Below are 19,956 nucleotides of genomic sequence, written 5' to 3'. Positions count from 1 at the left end.
AATAGTGGGTAAACTGACCGTTCCGACATCACTTCATCAATAACATTTTCTTTACGCTCACAAAACTGCCCGCTTGACTCCCTTCTATTTGGTGCGCGCGCATTTCATAAAAATACAGACCGCTAGCAAAAAACTGTGCACTAAAAATTGCATTGTGCAATCCCGCATCTTTTGTCTCGTTCACAACCGTTGCTACTTTTTGACCAAGTGTATTATAAATAGAAATGGTTACAACACTTCGAGTTCCAACACTATATTCGATTGTTGTGAATGGATTGAATGGATTGGGATAATTTTGTCGTAACGAAAAAACTGCTGGTACATTTGTTTCCTCTATTCGAACGCCTGTTACAGCATCCAAAAATACATTTGCAAGAGACTGTACATCAACAATCCAACGATATTTCGGATCATCGGTAGCTTTGGTTATAGATGTATCGCTGCGGAATTGTAACGAACCGGCATCAAGCGCCATAAACATTGTATTGAAATTCGTTCCTGCATTTCTAACAGCATAAACATTTTGATCTAAGCCATCCTTGAAAATTGGTTTTGCCGACGCGGTTGGCGTCATAAAGTCCGGATAAGCTGCAAATCCTAGTTCAAATGTTGGATGATGCCACAATGTTGTTGCACTATCTACATTATACTTAATAATATAGTTCGTGATTGAATCTGCCTGGGGAATGATCTTCACAGGACGATTTGTTGGTCCCTGGTCTTGCGGACCAAGTGTTTTTATTCCCAGATATTTTTCTTCAAATGATCCTGAAGGAAATGTTGTATCTGCACAAATTGGTTGGATGTAGCAGCCATAGTCTTGACTGGTAAAAAAAAGATTCTTTTTGTTTTCCGGTGTTCCTGTATCAAGCCATTTTTTTAGCGTTTGATAAATATTTCGCGAAGGAAATGATCCATCGGCAAGGATGACGTGATCAAATAACGAAAACAGTTGATCGAGTTCGACTGTTCCATCATACGGTGCAGACCAGCGATCGTATTTGTTCAATTTACTTGTGTATATTAATGTTCCTGTTTCAAGGGGAAATTGTGTATTGTTATAGATAAATAATCGAGGTTGAGTTTTTTTGAAAATTTTATAGCTGCGAACGCTTAATTGTGTCACATTCCCATGCTTATCGACTGCACGAATGTACCAATATATAGTATCACCCGGTTTACCTCCCGGTAACTGTAAACAATATTTTTCCATGAATGTACAAAACTGGATTGAATCATATTTTGCAGGGCTTCCCTTTTTAAAGAAAACGGTAACACATTCTAACGAATCAAAAAAACCATTGCAGCCTCCTGGGATGATTTCAAAACAGAGATCACGCGGTTTCGTTGAAAGAGTAGTATTAAACGAAGTAGGGGTAAGAATTCTGAAAGTAGGGGGTCGGCACGTTGTATATTCAATCACAACATACATTCCCCATTCGTAATCACCTCGCATATGCCAACCATTATCAAGGCCGGGGGATAAACGGCCGGTTTCATACCATTTGTACGAATGATATGGAGGTGTATTTGCGTTAGCCCAAGAAAGTATTTCCATTCTCTCATCGTTAAGTGTTAGTATATCAGATTTTTTTGTGTCATTGGAAATTGTAAATCCAAACAATTCCCCCAACCTTACGTTCATCGAATCTCCCCAATCCTTTAATTTGATACCTTGCCATACATTGGAATCAATAGTAAGTTGGACACCCCCGGGATACCAACCGGCAACTTCGGTTCCTAACGGATCAAAATTCCATGTGGCCGAGTCTGCTCCACCATTACCATAGAACCAGGTGTTTCCTGTTGTCGGTTTGAAAGGGGTCACCATTCCATCACCATCATTAGGATCTTTGTAGTGCCCTAAAAACTTGGTCTGCACACTTGAAGGACGAGTGGCTAATTTAGGATCCACTCGCCAAGCTCGGATAGTCGCTTTACGAATGGTTCCTCCTCTTTCATAATTTCGCCACCAAAATTCCGTCACTCTTCCTCCCGCGGCGGGTGTATACCATTGTAAAGCAATATCTTGATGAGTCCATCCAAAATTTGTTGTTAACGATGATTCATTCGGATAATACCGCAATGTATCAACCAGACCCAGTGATTTGTCCGGGCTTATCATTGAAGTTTTTTCATTTTCGATCCGTGCGATAACATCTTGGGCACGTTCCCCTTTTTTGAGAGGAATCGCTTCCTGTTGTCCATTTCGGCCGATATGAAGAAGAACGCGCTCTTGCGCGTTGAGAGAAAATGAAAAGAGCAAAATAAGGAGGATTGTTTTCATATTTTGAATAGAATAGAATTCCGAAATCTTAAAGATTTCGGAATTCTGATATTTTGGAACAGCCTAGCCTGCCAAAAAACTGGCGGGTAAACTGTCCGTTCCGACATTACTTCATCAATAGCATTTTCTTTACGTTCATAAAATTACCACTGTACATTTTATAAAAGTACACCCCGCTAGCAAGAGATTGCGCGTTAAATGTTGCGCTGTGCGATCCCGCTTCTTTTGTCTCGTTCACTATTGTTGCTACATTTTGGCCGAGCGTGTTATAGATTGAGATATTCACACTACTTTTGACTGGAATGTTATATTCAATTGTTGTTGATGGATTAAAGGGATTAGGATAGTTTTGTTGTAATGAATACGCCGCTGGTAATTTTGCTTCGTCTATTTTCACATCGGTCACAGCATCCATAAATACATTAACAAGAGAATTCACATCACCCAGTAATCGATATTTAGGATCTGTAATTTTTGAATAATCCGAATTATGAAGCGATGTATCACTTCGAAATTGTAATGAACCGACATCAAGTGCAAAAAACATCGTATTAAAGTTTGTTCCGGCGTTTCGTATTCCATATACATTTTGACCGGAAGCATCTTTAAAAACCGGTTTTGCTGAGGCGGTTGGAGTCATGAAATCGGGATATGAAGCAAATCCAAGCTCAAACGATGGATAATACCACAGAGTTGTTGCACTATCAGCATTATATTTAATAATATAATTCGTGACGGTGTCAGACTGAGGAGTGATCTTAATTGGACGGTTTGTTGGCCCCTGGTCTTGAGGACCGAGCTTTTTAATACCAAGATATTTTTCTTCAAAAGCACCTATTGGAAATGTTGTATCACCACAGGCTGGTTGAATATAACAACCATAATCTTGACTGGTGAAAAAGAGAGTTTTCTTTGTAGTTGAACTTCCTGTTCCAATCCATTCTTTTAGTTTTGTATAAACATCTCGAGCAGGAAAACCACCATCGGCAATCAAAATATTATCGTACAAAGCATAAAGTGTTGACAATTCTTTAGTCCCATCACGTGGTGCAGACCATTGATCATATTTCGATGGACTGCTCGTATAGATTAATGCTCCCGTCTTAAGGAAATATTGAGCATTATTATGAACAAAAAGGCGATCATTATACCGTTTGAAAATTCTGTATTGGTAAAGTGGAGAAGATTTTCTTGTTGAACGATTCCCAGTAGCAATCACTTTGAAAAATATAGTATCTCCATAATCAAAACCGGGAATTGTTCCAACATAATTTGGAAAACTTTCACGTATCATTAACGTACTATCAAAGATTCCACCTGATCCTTTCCTATAAAACAATGTAGTATAATCAACCGATTCATAAGGAATTCCACATCCTCCCCAACCATCAATTGTTGCAGTCACTTTTACTGGAAACGTACCGAAAGTTGTAGAAACAGGATTGACAAAAAATCGAGGTGGTCGATCTGTACAATAATCAATTACTACATACATTCCCCATTCATAATCACCGCGCAAGTGCCAGCCATTATCCACTCCTGGAGCTGAACGACCGTTTTCATACCATTTATACGAATGATATGGTGCAGGATTTAAATTAGTCCACGAAAGAATCTCCATCCTTTCGTCTGTCTCTATCAATATATCGTTTTTCTTTGTTTCATTTGAAATTGTGAAACCGAACAGTTCTCCTAATGAAACCACAATTGTATCGCCATAATCTTCAAATGCAATTCCCTGCCATTGATTGGAATCTAAAAAAACCTGTAAACCATTTTTAAATCCCGATGCTTCCGTCCCCAATGGATCAAATCTCCACGTTGATGAATCAGTACCACCATTACTGTAAAACCATTGATCGCCATTTTCAGGTTTAAATGGTGTAACATGTCCATCGCCGTCATTGGGATCCTTATAGTATCCTAAATGTTTTGTGAGCACACTTGATGGGCGAGTTGCAACTTTAGGATCTACTTTCCATGCACGGATTGTTGCCTTTCGAACAGTACCCCCTTTTTCATAATTCCGCCACCAAAATTCTTTTATAATGCCACCCGCAGCAGGAGTATACCACTGCAAAGCAATATCTTGATGAATAAAACCAAAATTTGTTGTCAGCGATGCTTCGTTAGGATAATATTTTAATGTATCGATGAGACCGTTTGGTTTTTTGGAATTGAGCAAATGAGATTTCTCATTTTCGATCCGTGCGATAACATCTTGCGCACGCTCCCCTTTTTTGAGGGGGATCGCTTCCTGCTGTCCATTACGATTGATGTGAAGAAGTACGCGCTCTTGCGCGTTGAGAGAAAATGAAAAGAGCAAGATGAAGAGGATTGTTTTCATTTTTTGAAAAGAATAGATTCCCGAAATCTTAAAGATTTCGGGAATCTGATATTTTGGAACAGCTTAGCCCGCCAAAAAACTGGCGAGTAAACTAATCGTTTCGACACAATAAAATGGATATCATTATCCAATTTGTAAAGCAATTACTGCAAAGTAACTAATTGACCAAACTTCTGCAATCACGTAAACACGTGGTTCTGAAAATTAGACCTTCTAATAGTGGCTAAATCGCTTTAAAAATGAACATCCCGCAATGAAAATATCAATGCGGGATGAAAAAGAATTCTTATTTCCAAAAAAGACTCCTCGACCGTCTTGTCAAACGGTTCGAGGATGAATGGATTATTTCATCAAAACTAGTTTTTTCGTCTGGACAAATTCACCGGTCTTTAATTGATAGAAATAGATGCCGCTAACTAATTTTGAAGCATCGAATTTCACTTCGTATGTTCCCGATTCTTTTACTTCATCAACAAGTGTTGCAATCTCTTTTCCCAAAACATCAAAGACCCGCAGCGTAACGTGTTTCGATGAGCCGTTCGAAGGAATGCCGAATTGAATTGTGGTTGTCGGGTTAAAGGGATTTGGATAATTTTGTCCTAACGAAAAATGAGAAACAATCTCATTTGATTGAACAACTTCCGTTGAAGTACCCGTGGTAAAATTAAATTGAAATGTAAACGCTCCTTCATATTCCGGAGTCTCTGCCGCAACGCGCCAGTAATGTTTTTTGGAAAGCAGAAGTCCTGACATCTGTTTTGTAGTGTCCGTAATTCCCTTTTGATCATACACAGTTGATGTCTGCGAAAAACTTGCCGAGGTGGCAACGTGTACATGGTACGAAACTGCGCCGGAAACTTTATTCCATCCTAATTTCACATTCCCTGGTTGATTCACCGATCCGCTGGCAGGAAATTGCAACGTTGGAATCGAAACAGCAGTAGTGAATGAACGGATAGGAGAAAAAATACTACGATGTCCACCATTATTGGCAGAAACACGCCAAAAATATTTCTTCAGTCCCAATTGCACACTCGCCAATCGATACGATGCACCGCCAATCTCCGTAGAAAATACTTTTGTCGTAAAATTAGAATCCGTCGCAATCTCCAAATGATACAATACGGCTCCACTCACCGGCGACCAGATCACATTGGAATCGAGCGTTATACGATTTGCATCGTTAAGTGGCAGAATCATTGTGGGAACTGACGGGACTGAATCGTTTGTGCCGATCTTCGTCACGAACATATCAATCTTTTTTAAAGGATTGTCATTTGCATCACGCGGTGAAGCAACAATGGAATCACAAATATTCATACCGGAAATAACTTTTCCATATGCCGTATATTGCGCATTCAACGAAGTAGCATTGGCCACACAGATAAAGAATTGCGAATTGGCACTGTTCGGATCGGTATCGCGCGCGGCACCGAGGATTCCCCGAAGATACGAGACATTATTAAATTCAGCCGGAACATTGGTCTGACTCGGATCTCCATTCCCCCATGTTTCCCGCGGAAGATGTTTTGAATTCGGGTCCCCTCCTTGAATGACAAATCCGGGCACAACACGATGAAACGCCGTGGTATCATAAAATTTTATCGCCACAAGACTGTCAAAATATGCGACCGCCTTTGGAGCAATCAGCGGGAACAGTTCAACGTTAAATGAACCGATCAAAACCCCTTCCCGTTTTGTCTCGATTTTATAGATTGGTTTTGCAGATTCTACCTGAGCATAGGCGGGAAATGCATACAACATTAAAAAAACCATGGTCACAAATTTTTTCATAAATCACCTTTTTGAAATGAATATTTTATCAATTGCGTTTGCGCAGTCAAATCCGCTTTGCACTGCTCCTTCAATCGTCGCCGGTAATTTTGTATCGGTCCAATCGCCGGCAAGAAAAAGATTGTCAACAGCTGTTTGATGGCCGGGACGAAACTGATCGAGCCCAACCTTTGGAGAGAAGGTTGCACGTTTTTCCTTAATAATCAACGAATGAATCACTTTTGCCACCGAAGCAGTGGGATAAAAGCGTTTCAATTCACAATGAGCAATCTCTACAATCTCATCTTTTTCTTTCTCTACAAGATCGTGAGCACCGCTGACGACCAACGCAAGATACATCAATCCTTCATTTTCCCGCCCATAGATCTTGGATTTGTTAAAGACCCAATGAATAGGTGAATCGAGCAGCGCGGCAAATTGTTCCTGCATAAAATGGGCATCCAGCCAGAGATGGATAGTGATGATGGGTGAAGAGACAAATTTATCGATGTTGTTCAGTCCGATCGATTCAGCATTTCCAAACAACTTTGGAATATCGAAATACGGAACCGCGGAAATTACCATTGTAGGTTTGATCACTTCACCCGATTCGAGCGTAACGCTCTCAAGATGCGATGCACGAATGGAAATTTGTTTCACGGAAACATTTGTCAAAATCTTTCCGCCCCGTTTTTGAATATACTCAACAGCACCATCCACCAACACGGAGCTCAACCCTTTTTTCGGTATTACCATGGACGAGTTCTTCCTGCTTCCAAAGAATGCACTTTTGAGCACTTTCACAAAAAGTGAAGCGGAAATTCTATCGGTGGAATCGTTCAGTGCACCAATGGCAATAATGTCCCACAAATATTTTTTATTCTCAATTGGCTGTTTCAACTCATCAAGCCATTGGGCAACGGAAATTGATTGTAAGTGTTTATCGGTATCAGGATTCTTAAACAATAGCGATATTCCAACGCGCAACAATGCAAGTCTGTTCGAAAACGAAAGAGTTTCCAAGTTCAATAATCCAGCTAGGACGTTGAATGGTGCGGGAAGTGAAATTGTTTTCAGACTTGACGAAGATTTTTTGGGATCACGAAAAACGATGGAGAGATTTGGTTGGATTTCAACAAGGGACAATTTGTCAATCATCCCAAGATAGTTAAGCGTTGAGTGATAACATCCCATCATCAGATGCTGTCCGTTGTCGACTTCGTCACCAGTTTCGGGATGAACAAATGAATACGTTCGTCCGCCGAGACGCTGGCGTTGTTCAACAAGAAGAACTGAATAACGTTGGGAAGTGAGGGCAACGGCTGCTGAAAGTCCGGCAAGTCCGCCGCCGATAATCAGTACATCGGGAGTGCTGGAAGGAGTCATTACTTTCTGTGCTTCCACCAAACATTTGCTGTAATCAGAAGTTTTTTCGCATTAGATATTTTAATACGGCGGGTAAAGACATTGTAATCAGCTTTTTCAATATCCTGCAGAAGACGGAAATAAATTTCCTGCATAATTAGTGCGGCGAGGAAGAGTGGTTTATCCTCTTCGGAAAGGTGTTTGATGGCTTCGGTGAAATACGATCGTGCACGTTCCGCCTGATACATCATCAATCGTTTGAACTTTACATTGTATTTACCGGCGAATAATTCCTCTTCACTATAACCAAAATAATCAAGATCACGCTGCGGCAAATATATTCTTCCCTTGTTCGCATCCGAAGCAACATCACGTAAAATATTTGTCAATTGCAAGGCAATGCCGAGATTCTCCGCATACTCTTTTGCTTCTTCATGCTTATAACCGAAAATTTCTGTGCAAATTAATCCAACGGTAGATGCTACGCGATAACAATACATTTTTAGATCATCGAACGTTTCATATCTGGTCTTCACCAGATCCATTTCCATTCCTTTAATCAGCTCATGAAAATGGTGAAGCGGAATCTTGAATCGTTTAATAATCTGCGAGAGTTTGTTGACCAGTTGATACCGGGATGTTCCAGCCAAACCAAGTTCAAATTCTTTTGCCCACTGCAGCAAATGAATCCGTTTGGCGGAAACACTCTCTTCTTCATCAACAATATCGTCCGCTACTCGGCACCAGGCGTAAACAATGTTGATCGCTTCCCGCTTTGGTTTGGGAAGCAGCAAGAAAGAATAATAGAAATTACTCCTTTTGTTCTTATCAACAAATTCAACTGTCAGTAACTGTTCCATATTTATCGGAATAACGCCCTTAAAAATATTTTTGCAAAATCAATTGAATTCAATTTCGGACGATGGGTGCGGGTATCAAACTGTTGTTGTTTAATCTTTTCCAAGATTCTCATTCCCCCGTGCCAGATCATTCTCAGTTCAAAACGAAAATCATTTGCCACAAGCAGGAAGAGCGGTTTCCCTTCGTAAAACATCGCTTCAGCAATGTTTACCTGCTTTTTCATTAATGCACGAAAAGCACTGTCATTTCCCCCAGAGAGAAGATTCTCTTTTACGATGTTAAATTCTTGCAGATCAGCTTTGGGAATATAGAAACGATTTCTGCTTGTATCAACAGAAATATCCTGCCAGAAGTTCGTTAATTGTAAAGCAGTGCAAATTTTATCGGATAATCTTACTGTTTCGTCGTTTGAACAGTTAAACACTTGAAGCAATAACCGTCCGATAGGATTTGCGGAATATCGGCAATACTCAAGGATTTCATCAATAGTGTTGTACGTCGGATTTGAGGAGTCCCGGCGAAATGCTATCAATAGATCTGTAAATAATTCCGGAGAAAGCTTATGGAAGCGAATGATAGAAGCAAGCTCAATAAAGAACGGATTATCACTTGTTCCATTCAAGCCATTTTCTAAAAGTTTTTGCCATTCATCTAATCTTGCAATCCGTTCTGATGCAGAGATCGACCCTTCATCGGCGATATCATCCGCCGTTCTGGCAAATGAGTAAATCAGGTGAATTGGTTTTCGATACTTTTTAGGAATGAATAGAGAACCGACCGGAAAATTTTCGTAATGGTGTTTCGCAAGATGTTCCAGAGAATTATTCATGAACAAGTTTTGACAGAGTATCGCGAGACCGGATAAATGAATCCAACAGTCCGAATTTGCATAATTATCACTTTATTTCACAGCACTTTCTGATTGTTCCTTATTATGATATTGTTTCACTCAAATACCTTCTGTATCGTAAATAGGCAATCTATTTTCACAAGAGCTCTTTTGAGACAAATATCACAACTATCGTAAAACCGGACATTTGTCCTTTGACTCTCTACTTCTCTTATTGTACTTTCACCAATGCAATATATTGAACTTCGATATACGGATTAACATTCATGACCAAAAGTAATTCTGTTCTTCCAAGTGTAAGCAAATTTGTCAATGATTTATTTGACCGTAAAAGTACAATTGCGGCAATGTATCATAATTTTGACCACACACTTGATGTTGTTGCAAATGTAAAAGAAATCGCGAAGGCGGCAAATCTTAGCAAAGAAAAAACAGAGATCATTGTCATTGCAGCATGGTTCCACGATACCGGTTATCTCTTTTCGCCGGAGGAACATGAAGAACGCAGTATTGTCATCGCCACGGACTTCTTAAAAAAAGCCGGTTACCCAAGCGAAAAGATAAAAGATGTGGCGGGATGTATTCGAGCAACTAAAGTACCGCAGCGACCAAAAAATTTAATCCAGGAAGTGATGGGAGACGCCGACCTCCTCTCCTTGGGAAAATCCGACAGCATTGAAAAGGGAGAATTGTTGCGCGCGGAGATCGAAAGTCTTTCCGGCAAAACAATGAGTGAACGGGAATGGATTAAACAAAGCATCAAGTTTTTTCAGGGACACCACTATCACACTTCGTACGCTGTTCAACGATACAGTGAGAGTCGAAATAAAAATCTTCACGACCTGGAACGGCGTTTGGAAAAACTTGAACAAAGGAAAAAACCGTCGAAGAGCAGCACAACGAAGAAAAAATTACGTCCAAAATCCTGAAGTGCAGACTAACAACCAAAAGCCGGACATTGTTCGGCTTTTTCATTTACGGCAGCATCATCGAAAAAATTTCTATCCCATCTTCCCCTTGTGTATCTATAACACTTAGTCGTATAGATTTATTCACAAAAAAATCCAACCGCATAAATCCTTGAAACGGCGATGCGAAGATTGTGTTATCACCGTACGTTAATGCCTCTTGATGTTTTTGGATCCCTTTTCCGCTCACCAGATAGAGATGGCTTGCTTTTTTGCTGAGCACTTGAAGTGTATGCTCATGCCCGGAAGCATAGGCTGTTACATTGAATCGAGAAAGCACACTATCAATGGCATTTCGCATTTCTCTATTTTTTGAACCTGAAAGATCTTGATCTGAAATCCCCCATATCCGTGAGAGAGGATAGAGAGAACCGATCCCTGGCAGCGGCACCCACAGCCACGGGACAATTTTTCGTAATGGGAAGATATGATCTTTCCATCCAAAAAAACCGCCATGTTCCCCATGTGTTTCAAGAGGATGATGTGCTACTACAATTACATTTCGATCTTTTCCAGATTCCAATACGAATGAAAGTGAATCGAGGAAACGCTTCATTGTCTGACTCTCAATGGAATCATGATCATACAGCGGTTTGTTGAATGAATGCAGCCACCATTCAGTATCGATAGCAATAATTCGAATGTCGTTCCCAATTTCTACTACAGTCGGTCCAGGTAAACCGTGTTTCGGAAGCAATGTGACATGCGAAAGATTTTTCGAATCGATGAACTCCTCTTCTCGTTGAATGGTCTTCCAACCGTTCTTCCCCTGATATTCCCAATCGTGATTTCCCGGGATGAAGATTGTCTGAGCTCCGCTCTCTGTTCCAATCTTGATCTGCTCTTCCAGTCTTCGCTCCATCTCTTTCCGTAAAGGATCATTAATTTCCGGAAGTCCTCGCGGATAGATATTGTCGCCAAGAAAAATGATCGTGGAGGATTTCGGTGATTGTGAGGCTTGTTGCGTCAATATTCGAAACGTCGGCTCGACACCATCACTCACAGGTTCACCTGCATCTCCAATCAAAAACAACGAGTGAGTAATCGAATCTTGAACAATGTTGGAAGAAGAAGGATAATGATTATTGATGTAAATGGATTGGATGCCGCATCCGCTAAACACTACAACAAGCAGAAGAAGTGATTTAGTTACCATGGACAGAAAATTCCATCACTTTTTTCTTACGATATCCAAAATGACGAAGCAACGATTGAACGATACGCTCTGATGCTTTTCCATCGCCATAGGGATTCACTGCTGTGGACATAGACCGATATACTTTTTTATCGCTTAATAATGAATCCGCCACTTTTACAATATTTTTGGATTCAGTACCGACAAGCTTCACTGTCCCAAATTTTACTGCTTCAGGACGCTCAGTCACCTCGCGTAATACAAGAACTGGTTTACCTAATGATGGAGCCTCCTCTTGAAGTCCTCCGGAATCAGTGATCACGGCGTATGAACATGCGATGAGATTAATAAAATCCGCATAATTTAACGGTTCCATCAAAACGATGTTGGGAATCTCTTTTAACATTTCAAAGACAGTTTCCCGTACAGCAGGATTTAGATGGACCGGAAAAAGAAAATTAACACCAGCATGTTTGTGCGAAAGCAGTTTCAGGGCAGAACAAATCCTAAGCATTGGGTTTCCTAAATTTTCCCTACGGTGAATCGTTACAACAACAATCTTTTTCTTTTGCGCAATAATCTCATTCACTTGTTTCGAAGCAAATGCATATCCCGGTTTCACCGTTCGCTGCAATGCATCAATCACCGTGTTGCCAGTACAAACGATTGATGTTTTTGGAATACCTTCTTTCAGTAATGCTTTCGTAGCATTTTTTGTTGGAGTGAAATGAAAATCGGCAATGTGAGAAGTTAATCGGCGATAAATCTCTTCGGGGAATGGATACATCTTTTCATTCGTGCGCAGGCCGGCTTCAACATGTACAATCGGTATCTTCCGGTGAAATGCTGCAACACTGGAAGCAAATGTTGTTGCAGTGTCACCTTGCACAATTACCATATCCGGATTTTCCATTGCCAGCACGTAATCCAGCTTTTCTAAAATATTTTGCACGAGCAACGATAATGATTGTCGTTGTCCCATCACGTTCAAATCATAATCCGGTTTGATCTGAAAAACCGCGAGAACATCATCCAGCATTTCACGGTGTTGGGCTGTCGTGATCAGACAAAGGTTGAAATATTGTTGATACTGCTGCAGTTCCTGAATAACCGGAGCAAGTTTAATCGTGTCTGGGCGGGTGCCAAATATGACCGCTATTTTTTTCTTCTTGATGTTCACAGTGACGTCAAGATAAAAATAAAACTGAAAAGAATCCTTCTATTTTTTATATTGCAGTATTCTTTGAAAGGACTCACATGCGCGTCATCATTCAACCAAATTATGATCTGGCCAGCAAGTGGACGGCATCATACATCGTCAAAAGAATTCGGGATTTTAAACCTACATCAAGCAAACCGTTCGTTCTTGGACTCCCCACAGGTTCTTCACCGATTGGAACATATAAAGAATTGATAGCTTTGTATCGAGAAGGGCTTGTGTCGTTTAAGCATGTTGTCACCTTTAACATGGATGAATATGTCGGCCTCCCCAAAAACCACCCTGAAAGTTACCATTCATTCATGTGGAACAATTTTTTCAGTAAGGTAGACGCGAACGAGAAAAATGTGAACATCTTGAACGGCAATGCAAAGGATTTGGAACAGGAATGCGATGATTACGAAAAGAAAATAAAAAAGGTCGGTGGTATTAACCTCTTCCTTGGAGGAATAGGCCCAGACGGACACATTGCATTCAACGAACCGGGTTCTTCCCTTGCCTCACGAACACGTATTAAAACGTTAACGTACGATACTGTAGTAGCCAATTCCCGATTCTTTGACAACGACGTCGCCAAAGTGCCGAAAACCGCATTAACAGTTGGCGTAGGGACAATTCTTGACTCAAAAGAGATCTTGTTGATCATTTCCGGACACACAAAAGCGCGTGCGCTTGCTCATGTTGTAGAAGCAGGGGTAAATCATATGTGGACGGTCAGTGCACTGCAGCTTCACCCAAAGGGAGTCATAGTGTGTGATGATGAATCGACCTATGAATTAAAAGTCGGCACTGTTAAATATTTCAAAGATATTGAATCGTTACATCTTGATCCGAGATCATTGTTGAAATAACTAGAAGTGGTCTCAAAAATATCTAATCATTGTCATTTCGAGATGCGAAGCATCGAGAAATCTCGATTTTGTCTTCAATTATAAAAACGAGATTCCTCACTTCGTTCGGAATGACAATAAAATTCATTTTTGAGACCACTTCTACCTATCTGTATGAAGAATAAAAAACCGGAAGTCTCGATGAGCTTTCCGGTTTTTTTTGGAAGCTTTTCTTAAGTCATTCTGAATCTGAGTTAAAGTTTATCCATTTTTTAGTGCGATTAGATTCTCTGACCATCCCGGAAAACGGATGGCCTCAGAATACCTGGGTGTTTAATTTAGGCCAACAGAGGTTATTTTTTTTCTGAAGCAATAATCTGTTTTAAATTCTCTACATCACGTCGAACCGATGCTGTCTTCTCCCGATCTGTTTCCATCGAAAGATATTGTTCAAGATTTGTCAGCGCAACCCGATAATTCTCTTTGTACCAATAGGAAAGACCAGCGTTAAGATATGCCGGGGGAAAATGGGGATTGATGAGTTTGGTTTTTTCAAAATAGATCAACGCAGAATCAAATTGTTGTGCTCGAACATAAGCCGTTCCCATAGAAAAAGCAGAGATTGCCTGGCGGGGATTTAATACTTCACCTCGTTGATACTCTTTCATTGCGGCTGGGATGTTGCCGACAGCTGCATAAACATTCCCGATGTTGTTGTGAATATGGAACGATTCTTTGTACCGAATCGCCTGCTGATATTCATATAATGCTTTCTCATACAGTTTCATATTAAAATAGTTCATTCCGATATATTCATGTTCCATAGAAAATTCATCGTCAATCTGCACATTCAGAATAGAGGTGAGAGCTACAGAAAAAGCCACGCATCCGGCAGCAATCGCGAGTGCTTTGTTGTTTCGCGTTTTCCACTGCACTATCATCCAATCAATTCCATAACCCGCAAAAAGAATAAAAAAAGGAATTGAAGATAATCGGAATCTATCCGTTACAAAAAATAAAACTACGGAGAGAATCTGTGCACTCAAAAATCCAAACAGCAGTAAATGTTCCTTCCAATTTTTTCGTAAAGCAATGATACCAACAAACGATAATGGGAAAAGAATGGAAAATGAAAGCAAATAGCCTAACATTGGCACGGCATTCTGAGAAATGAAGTGATAATTATATCCAAGCTGACCTATTTCTTTATGATGGAAAAACAATACTGTTTTTTGGAAAATAAGAGTAAGATACTTCACAGGTTGTTCGGTAATATAAACCAATGCTTCCTTCATCCAATGGGAAGAAGCTTGCCCCGCCGTAAAGCGTTTCCCGGTTGTTGTTTCCAAAAAAACTCTGCCATCCGGATCGTTTGCAAGATCGAGACCATCAACATTATAATAGACCCCAACCGCTTTTGGGTTATTTCCCAAATAGAAATTCAGCCCACCATTTGACGTTATAGGTATCAGTTCTTTAGAAACCGCATAATTCCTAATGGTTACAGGAAGAACAATAATAGAAACAGCAGCAACAAGTACAATAACTGTACGTGCAGGAGACAGTCTTGTTTTATCAATTGATAAGAATATCCACAACACTGCCGCTCCAATCACCAGAATATCCGTTGGACGGCAAAGAATGCTTGCGCCAAGAATAAGACCTGAATAGATCCACCATCGTAAATTTTGTTCATCCTTAGCTCTCATCAAAACATAAAACGAAAGTATCAACAAAAATACTTTTACCGTTTCCACTAACAAAAGATTTGCAAAGAGATAGAGCGGACCATACAACGATGCAAGAAGAGCCGCAAAAAAGGCAGCTCTGCGATTAAATATTTTTTCTGCCGACAAGAAAATTAAAAGAGTCGTTCCAATGCCAATTGCGTTTTGGATCAGTCGGACAATATCAAGACTCTCCCCCGTTATAGAATAGATGACGGCGAGAAAATACGGATAGAACGGAGTCATGAGAAACGGTTCTTTCCCGATCCAATCCCCTGTCGTAATGATACTTCGCGCCCATTGGTTATAGGTAGAAGCATCCGACCAGACGGCATAATGAAAAACCGATGCATTCCACTGATTAAGAATAATAATCCTTAAAACCACACTCACACCGATGACAATCGATAACAGTTGACCACGGTTTTCGAAGAAAGTCTTTTGCTGTTTTGGTTGTTTCTTTTTCATCGCCCAAACATAGCATAAAATACCCGTTCAACGCAAGATTTCATTTGCACGAAAGCGCATCATTTTCTAACTTCGTTCATCATGGCTGAAACGTTTGACATTGGACTGGCATGGGATTGGGAATTTGATAAAGACTTTGTCTTTGGCATTGAGAATGAATGTATTGCCATTGGCCTTTCCACTTTTCGGATTGAGCCTCATAACATTGAATCCATCACACGGCTTGTCCGAACAAGAAAGATCTCGTTCCGGACATTTTTGGACAGAGCGTCTGATTCCGATGAAAATTTTCTTCCCTTAGCAAAAACTTTGACGCGATCGAAAACGTTAGTTTTCAATGAGTATGCCAGAGTTGAATACGCAAAAGATAAAGCCAACATGCATCTTGCGTTGATGGGCGAAGGGATCAATGTTCCATATTCCATCATCATCTCACCCTTTAGTAAGAAACGGGAAGTAGAATTAAGTCTGACGGAACTTGCACATTTGGGACGACCATTCATCATAAAACCGGCAAACACCACCGGGGGGGGACTTGGCGTTGTCCTTGGTGCAGAAACGTTAAAAGATATCCTTGAAACGAGACAACATCACAAGAATGATACCTATTTGCTGCAGGAGACGGTGCAGCCTGCCAATCTGGGTGGAACGATCGGTTGGTTTAGGGTTTTTTATGCATTTGGCATCACGATAATCTGTTGGTGGGATCACCGAACGCATATCTACCGGGAATTGAGCAAACAGGAAGAACGAAAATTTAAACTTCAAGAACTTCGTGCTATTATGCTCACCCTTTACAAGATCTGCAAACTTGATTTTTTCTCTTCCGAAATCACGTTGACAGAAGATGGGAAGTTTGTTGCTGTAGATTATGTCAATGAAATCTGCGACATGCGTCTACAATCGAAACATTTCGATGGGGTTCCAGATGGCGCGGTAACTCAAATTCAGCAACAATTTGCAAAATACGTCAAATCACAAATAAAAAAGTAATTATTCACGTGACAATACCAGATTTAATTTGAAACGCTGTATTTTTGGTACTTACAATCAAGTTAACTCTAAGCATTTAGATAGATATGTTGATGAATTTGAATTTAGGTTTAATTCTAAGCATGTTAAAGACACTATAAGATTTGGCTTAATGTTAAATTTGTGCAATGGACGATTGACGTATAAAAACCTTATTCAAAAAATACTAAGTGAATTATGGATAAGAAAGAAAGAAATCCAAAGCCCCAAAAGACAGCCAATAAGAATACAAAAAATTCTATGCCTGTGAATATTGTTGAAATTCAAAAGGTAGAAAATTCCAGCGGTAACAAATCAAATACTAATAAACCCAATGATGAAATAAAAAATTCTCTGTGGAATAAAATTAAGGAAAAACCCGACCAATGGCTTTTGGTGTTTTTGACCTTCTCTATTGTTGTTACCGGGGTAGTTCAAACCTGCGTTTATAGGGACTCTACCCATGTTGATTTGAGAGCATATATTGGAATTGATAAATTTAGACTTAATCAATTTGCTGCCGATCAAGAGCTTGTTGTTGCTTATGATATTATTAATACCGGGAAAACACCTGCAAGGGAAACTAAATATTGGGGGACGATAAAAATTGGGGGTACCGGGGTTTATGAATCTGAATTTGATGCTATGAAGCGTGGAAAATATACAGGCACATCATCTCCCAGCATACCCAACGGTGTCCCAGTCCCAGCGACGATTAATTCTAACATCATTTTGAACGCATCTCAAATAAGCGACATTAAAGACGGGAAAATGAATATTTTTGCTTATTCTCGATGTGAGTATATTGACATTTTTGGAGAAAAACACTTCGCTGATTTTTGTTATTCTTATAAACCCGGTAGAGGATTTTATATCTTTGGCGAATTCAACGGAGCAAACTAACATGAAAAGACAACTTACACCCAAACCCAAAAAGGACAACGTCCTTAAATACGAGAAGCCCTTGAAACTCGATATGAGTTTTGAGGAAGCTATCAACCGTATCGTCCGCGTTGATCCTAAAGAACTACAAACCAAGTAAATCTTTTTAATGAGAGATTTTAACTCGCGCCAAAAACCGTTATTTCGTGGTATTGTCATCTATATAGCTCCCAATAAAAAAGTCGGCTTGACTTTTCAGCGAGCTATTGATACATTCAATAGGGTTTAACTCTATTTTGAACATATTCCGGAGGAATTCATGTTTCGTTCATCTTTGTTACGATTTTTTCTTATCGCTTCTCTTTTATCAATCGGTCTCATCGGTTGCGGCGGCTCGGAAGAGGCGGTGTTGGAAGACGAATTGGTAACTGATACTGGAGTTACAGAAGAAACACCGCAGGAAGAAACACCCACAGAAGAAACTCCGACTGAAGAACAGGCACCAGTTGAAGAACCCGCACAACAACCTGCTCAAGAGCAACCTGTGCAACAAGAAGGCCCAACAAAAGAACAATTGCAAACCGATCTGGATGCCATTAAATCTGAAAACGTTCAGTTGAAAGATGAAAACTCCTCTTTGCAACAATCAAACAAAGATCTTGCGAGTAAAATCTCGGATTTAGAAGCTGCAAACGCTGCTCTCGCCTCTGCTCCAAAAAAATCTGAATCAGTAAAAATTGAACGACGGTCTTCCGCACCAGGTTCGTCATCTTCCGAAGAGATCAGAGCATATGAAGGTGCTGTTAATCAGGCGCGCAGTAGGAATTACCGCGATGCAATGAACGAAATGCAGACTTTATTGAATAGCGGAATTAAAGATGATTTTGCAGATAATTGCCATTATTGGCTTGGCGAATGCAGTTACCAGTTGAGAGAATACTCACAAGCAATTCAGCATTTTATGCACGTACAAGGATATCGATTCTCAGAAAAGAAAGATGATGCTCAGTTAATGATCGCTCAAAGTTATGAACGACTCGGCGATAAAGCGAAAGCTCAATCAGAATTCCAGAAATTAGTCGATATGTACCCCACAAGCGAATATGTAAAACGTGCACGAGCCAAATTGAAATAGACAAATACAAATTCGACCTGGCAAAAAAATATCCCTCGCATTGCGAGGGATTTTTTTTTTCTTTCCAACGTTCAACCTTCACGTAAAAATTTTTCACATAGCGTCACATCTTCTTCACTGCCGATAAATAGAGGTGTACGTTGGTGAAGTTCCGTCGGAACAACATCAAGAATACGCTTTTCGCCGTCGATTGCCCTCCCACCTGCCTGTTCGCAAAGATACGCAAGGGGATTATTTTCGTACATTAAACGCAGTTTTCCATTTTTATTTCGAGAGTCACCCGGGTATAAATAGATTCCTCCATATAAAAGATTGCGATGGAAATCCGCAACAAGGGAACCGATATACCTGCTTGAATACGGACGTGATGTCGCTTTATCTTCATCCTGCAGATATTTAATGTACTTCTTTACACCATTGTCCCACCATTTGTAGTTCCCCTCATTGACGCTGTAGATCTTCCCCCGTTTGGGGATCTTGATATCCTCATGCGAAAGAAGAAATTCTCCTATACTCGGATCAAGCGTAAATCCATGAACGCCGTCTCCTGTTGAATAAACCAACATTGTACTTGAACCAAACACAACGTATCCTGCCGCAATTTGCTTATATCCTGGCTGCAAGACGTCTTCTATTGTTCCATTTCCATGGTTCGATACTCTGCGATAAATGGAAAAGATTGTTCCGATGCTAACATTGGCATCGATATTTCCCGAACCGTCAAGCGGATCATACAGCAGCACATATTTCCCTTTTGGATATTGATCGGGAATGCCGATGATTGACTCATGTTCTTCCGAAGCCATCACGCAGAGATGGCCTCCATGATCCATTGCTCTAAAAATTGTTTCATCAGCAAACACATCTAACTTTTTTACTGTGTCACCAGAAACATTTTGTGTTCCGGCAACTCCCAAAATGTTTACCAATCCCGCTTTGCTCACTTCACGCCAAATGATTTTAATAGCAAGAGTCAAATCCCGTAGAACATTTGAAAAATGTCCTGTCGCACCGGGATGCTGGCGTTCTATGTCAATAATATGACGTTCTAACGTAACGATTTTACTTTGCGGCATGAATTTTAAACTCCGAAACTTT

16 protein-coding genes are annotated in these 19,956 nt (G+C 40.2%); 6 read left to right on the top strand and 10 right to left on the bottom strand.

The window, feature by feature from the left end; translation table 11 throughout:
- Positions 1-28: 28 nt before the first annotated feature.
- The 6 genes from WDA22_02720 to hpnC all read right to left on the bottom strand — a co-directional run bounded on the left by WDA22_02720 (position 29) and on the right by hpnC (position 9,462).
- Complete coding sequence (locus WDA22_02720; GenBank protein MFA5832368.1) at positions 29-2,287, bottom strand: T9SS type A sorting domain-containing protein; 2,259 nt, start codon at positions 2,285-2,287, stop codon at positions 29-31.
- 106 nt (positions 2,288-2,393) lie between these two features.
- Positions 2,394-4,634 carry a T9SS type A sorting domain-containing protein gene (locus tag WDA22_02715; protein ID MFA5832367.1) on the bottom strand — a complete coding sequence of 747 codons (2,241 nt, stop codon included), beginning with the start codon at positions 4,632-4,634 and terminating at the stop codon, positions 2,394-2,396.
- 342 nt (positions 4,635-4,976) lie between these two features.
- Positions 4,977-6,428 (bottom strand): peptidylprolyl isomerase, encoded by a 1,452-nt coding sequence (locus WDA22_02710; protein MFA5832366.1) that lies wholly within the window; start codon positions 6,426-6,428, stop codon positions 4,977-4,979.
- A 3-nt stretch (positions 6,429-6,431) separates the two neighbouring features.
- Positions 6,432-7,811: a hydroxysqualene dehydroxylase HpnE gene (gene hpnE / locus WDA22_02705; protein MFA5832365.1), complete on the bottom strand. Its 1,380-nt coding sequence runs from the start codon at positions 7,809-7,811 to the stop codon at positions 6,432-6,434.
- Positions 7,793-8,632: a presqualene diphosphate synthase HpnD gene (gene hpnD / locus WDA22_02700; protein MFA5832364.1), complete on the bottom strand. Its 840-nt coding sequence runs from the start codon at positions 8,630-8,632 to the stop codon at positions 7,793-7,795. Before hpnD ends, hpnE begins: the two co-directional genes overlap by 19 nt.
- A gap of 2 nt (positions 8,633-8,634) precedes the next feature.
- A complete protein-coding gene (gene hpnC / locus WDA22_02695; protein MFA5832363.1) occupies positions 8,635-9,462 on the bottom strand; it encodes a squalene synthase HpnC in 828 nt (275 codons plus the stop codon).
- A 287-nt stretch (positions 9,463-9,749) separates the two neighbouring features.
- Between hpnC and WDA22_02690 the strand changes: the two genes are divergently transcribed.
- Entirely contained in the window at positions 9,750-10,412 is a 663-nt protein-coding gene (locus WDA22_02690) for an HD domain-containing protein (GenBank protein ID MFA5832362.1), read from the top strand.
- A gap of 46 nt (positions 10,413-10,458) precedes the next feature.
- On the opposite strand, the gene WDA22_02685 is transcribed toward WDA22_02690, so the two are convergent.
- Both WDA22_02685 and wecB read right to left on the bottom strand, forming a co-directional pair.
- Positions 10,459-11,607, bottom strand: coding sequence for a metallophosphoesterase (locus WDA22_02685; GenBank protein ID MFA5832361.1), 1,149 nt, complete (start codon positions 11,605-11,607; stop codon positions 10,459-10,461).
- Positions 11,597-12,766: a UDP-N-acetylglucosamine 2-epimerase (non-hydrolyzing) gene (gene wecB / locus WDA22_02680; protein ID MFA5832360.1), complete on the bottom strand. Its 1,170-nt coding sequence runs from the start codon at positions 12,764-12,766 to the stop codon at positions 11,597-11,599. Before wecB ends, WDA22_02685 begins: the two co-directional genes overlap by 11 nt.
- A 77-nt stretch (positions 12,767-12,843) precedes the next feature.
- Here wecB and nagB point away from each other — a divergent pair, with 77 nt between their 5' ends.
- Positions 12,844-13,656: a glucosamine-6-phosphate deaminase gene (nagB, locus tag WDA22_02675; GenBank protein ID MFA5832359.1), complete on the top strand. Its 813-nt coding sequence runs from the start codon at positions 12,844-12,846 to the stop codon at positions 13,654-13,656.
- Positions 13,657-13,988: 332 nt separating this feature from the next.
- Here nagB and WDA22_02670 read toward each other — a convergent pair whose 3' ends face one another.
- Positions 13,989-15,830 (bottom strand): glycosyltransferase family 39 protein, encoded by a 1,842-nt coding sequence (locus WDA22_02670; GenBank protein ID MFA5832358.1) that lies wholly within the window; start codon positions 15,828-15,830, stop codon positions 13,989-13,991.
- A gap of 81 nt (positions 15,831-15,911) precedes the next feature.
- On the opposite strand from WDA22_02670, the gene WDA22_02665 reads away from it, so the two are divergent.
- From WDA22_02665 to WDA22_02650, 4 genes are all read left to right on the top strand, one after another.
- A complete protein-coding gene (locus WDA22_02665) occupies positions 15,912-16,823 on the top strand; it encodes a hypothetical protein (GenBank protein MFA5832357.1) in 912 nt (303 codons plus the stop codon).
- A 216-nt stretch (positions 16,824-17,039) separates the two neighbouring features.
- Entirely contained in the window at positions 17,040-17,744 is a 705-nt protein-coding gene (locus tag WDA22_02660) for a hypothetical protein (GenBank protein MFA5832356.1), read from the top strand.
- Between the two features lies 1 nt (position 17,745).
- A complete protein-coding gene (locus WDA22_02655) occupies positions 17,746-17,883 on the top strand; it encodes a hypothetical protein (GenBank protein ID MFA5832355.1) in 138 nt (45 codons plus the stop codon).
- Between the two features lie 159 nt (positions 17,884-18,042).
- Positions 18,043-18,858 (top strand): tetratricopeptide repeat protein, encoded by an 816-nt coding sequence (locus WDA22_02650; protein MFA5832354.1) that lies wholly within the window; start codon positions 18,043-18,045, stop codon positions 18,856-18,858.
- A 71-nt stretch (positions 18,859-18,929) separates the two neighbouring features.
- On the opposite strand, the gene fbp is transcribed toward WDA22_02650, so the two are convergent.
- Positions 18,930-19,934, bottom strand: a complete 1,005-nt coding sequence (fbp, locus tag WDA22_02645; protein ID MFA5832353.1) for a class 1 fructose-bisphosphatase — start codon at positions 19,932-19,934, stop codon at positions 18,930-18,932.
- Positions 19,935-19,956: the final 22 nt, after the last annotated feature.

The organism is Bacteroidota bacterium (genome assembly GCA_041658205.1).
Lineage (GTDB): Bacteria > Bacteroidota > Ignavibacteria > UBA10030 > UBA8401 > UBA8401.
The sequence above is the reverse complement of the archived record's forward strand: the minus strand, read 5'-3'. Positions and strand labels throughout refer to the sequence as shown.

Coding starts and splice junctions, on each gene's coding strand:
- WDA22_02720 (MFA5832368.1), bottom strand. CDS start 2,287: ATGAAAACAATCCTCCTTATTTTGCTCTTTTCATTTTCTCTCAACGCG.
- hpnC (MFA5832363.1), bottom strand. CDS start 9,462: ATGAATAATTCTCTGGAACATCTTGCGAAACACCATTACGAAAATTTT.
- WDA22_02665 (MFA5832357.1), top strand. CDS start 15,912: ATGGCTGAAACGTTTGACATTGGACTGGCATGGGATTGGGAATTTGAT.
- hpnD (MFA5832364.1), bottom strand. CDS start 8,632: ATGGAACAGTTACTGACAGTTGAATTTGTTGATAAGAACAAAAGGAGT.
- WDA22_02655 (MFA5832355.1), top strand. CDS start 17,746: ATGAAAAGACAACTTACACCCAAACCCAAAAAGGACAACGTCCTTAAA.
- nagB (MFA5832359.1), top strand. CDS start 12,844: ATGCGCGTCATCATTCAACCAAATTATGATCTGGCCAGCAAGTGGACG.
- WDA22_02710 (MFA5832366.1), bottom strand. CDS start 6,428: ATGAAAAAATTTGTGACCATGGTTTTTTTAATGTTGTATGCATTTCCC.
- WDA22_02685 (MFA5832361.1), bottom strand. CDS start 11,607: ATGGTAACTAAATCACTTCTTCTGCTTGTTGTAGTGTTTAGCGGATGC.
- WDA22_02660 (MFA5832356.1), top strand. CDS start 17,040: ATGGATAAGAAAGAAAGAAATCCAAAGCCCCAAAAGACAGCCAATAAG.
- WDA22_02690 (MFA5832362.1), top strand. CDS start 9,750: ATGACCAAAAGTAATTCTGTTCTTCCAAGTGTAAGCAAATTTGTCAAT.
- WDA22_02650 (MFA5832354.1), top strand. CDS start 18,043: ATGTTTCGTTCATCTTTGTTACGATTTTTTCTTATCGCTTCTCTTTTA.
- fbp (MFA5832353.1), bottom strand. CDS start 19,934: ATGCCGCAAAGTAAAATCGTTACGTTAGAACGTCATATTATTGACATA.
- WDA22_02670 (MFA5832358.1), bottom strand. CDS start 15,830: ATGAAAAAGAAACAACCAAAACAGCAAAAGACTTTCTTCGAAAACCGT.
- WDA22_02715 (MFA5832367.1), bottom strand. CDS start 4,634: ATGAAAACAATCCTCTTCATCTTGCTCTTTTCATTTTCTCTCAACGCG.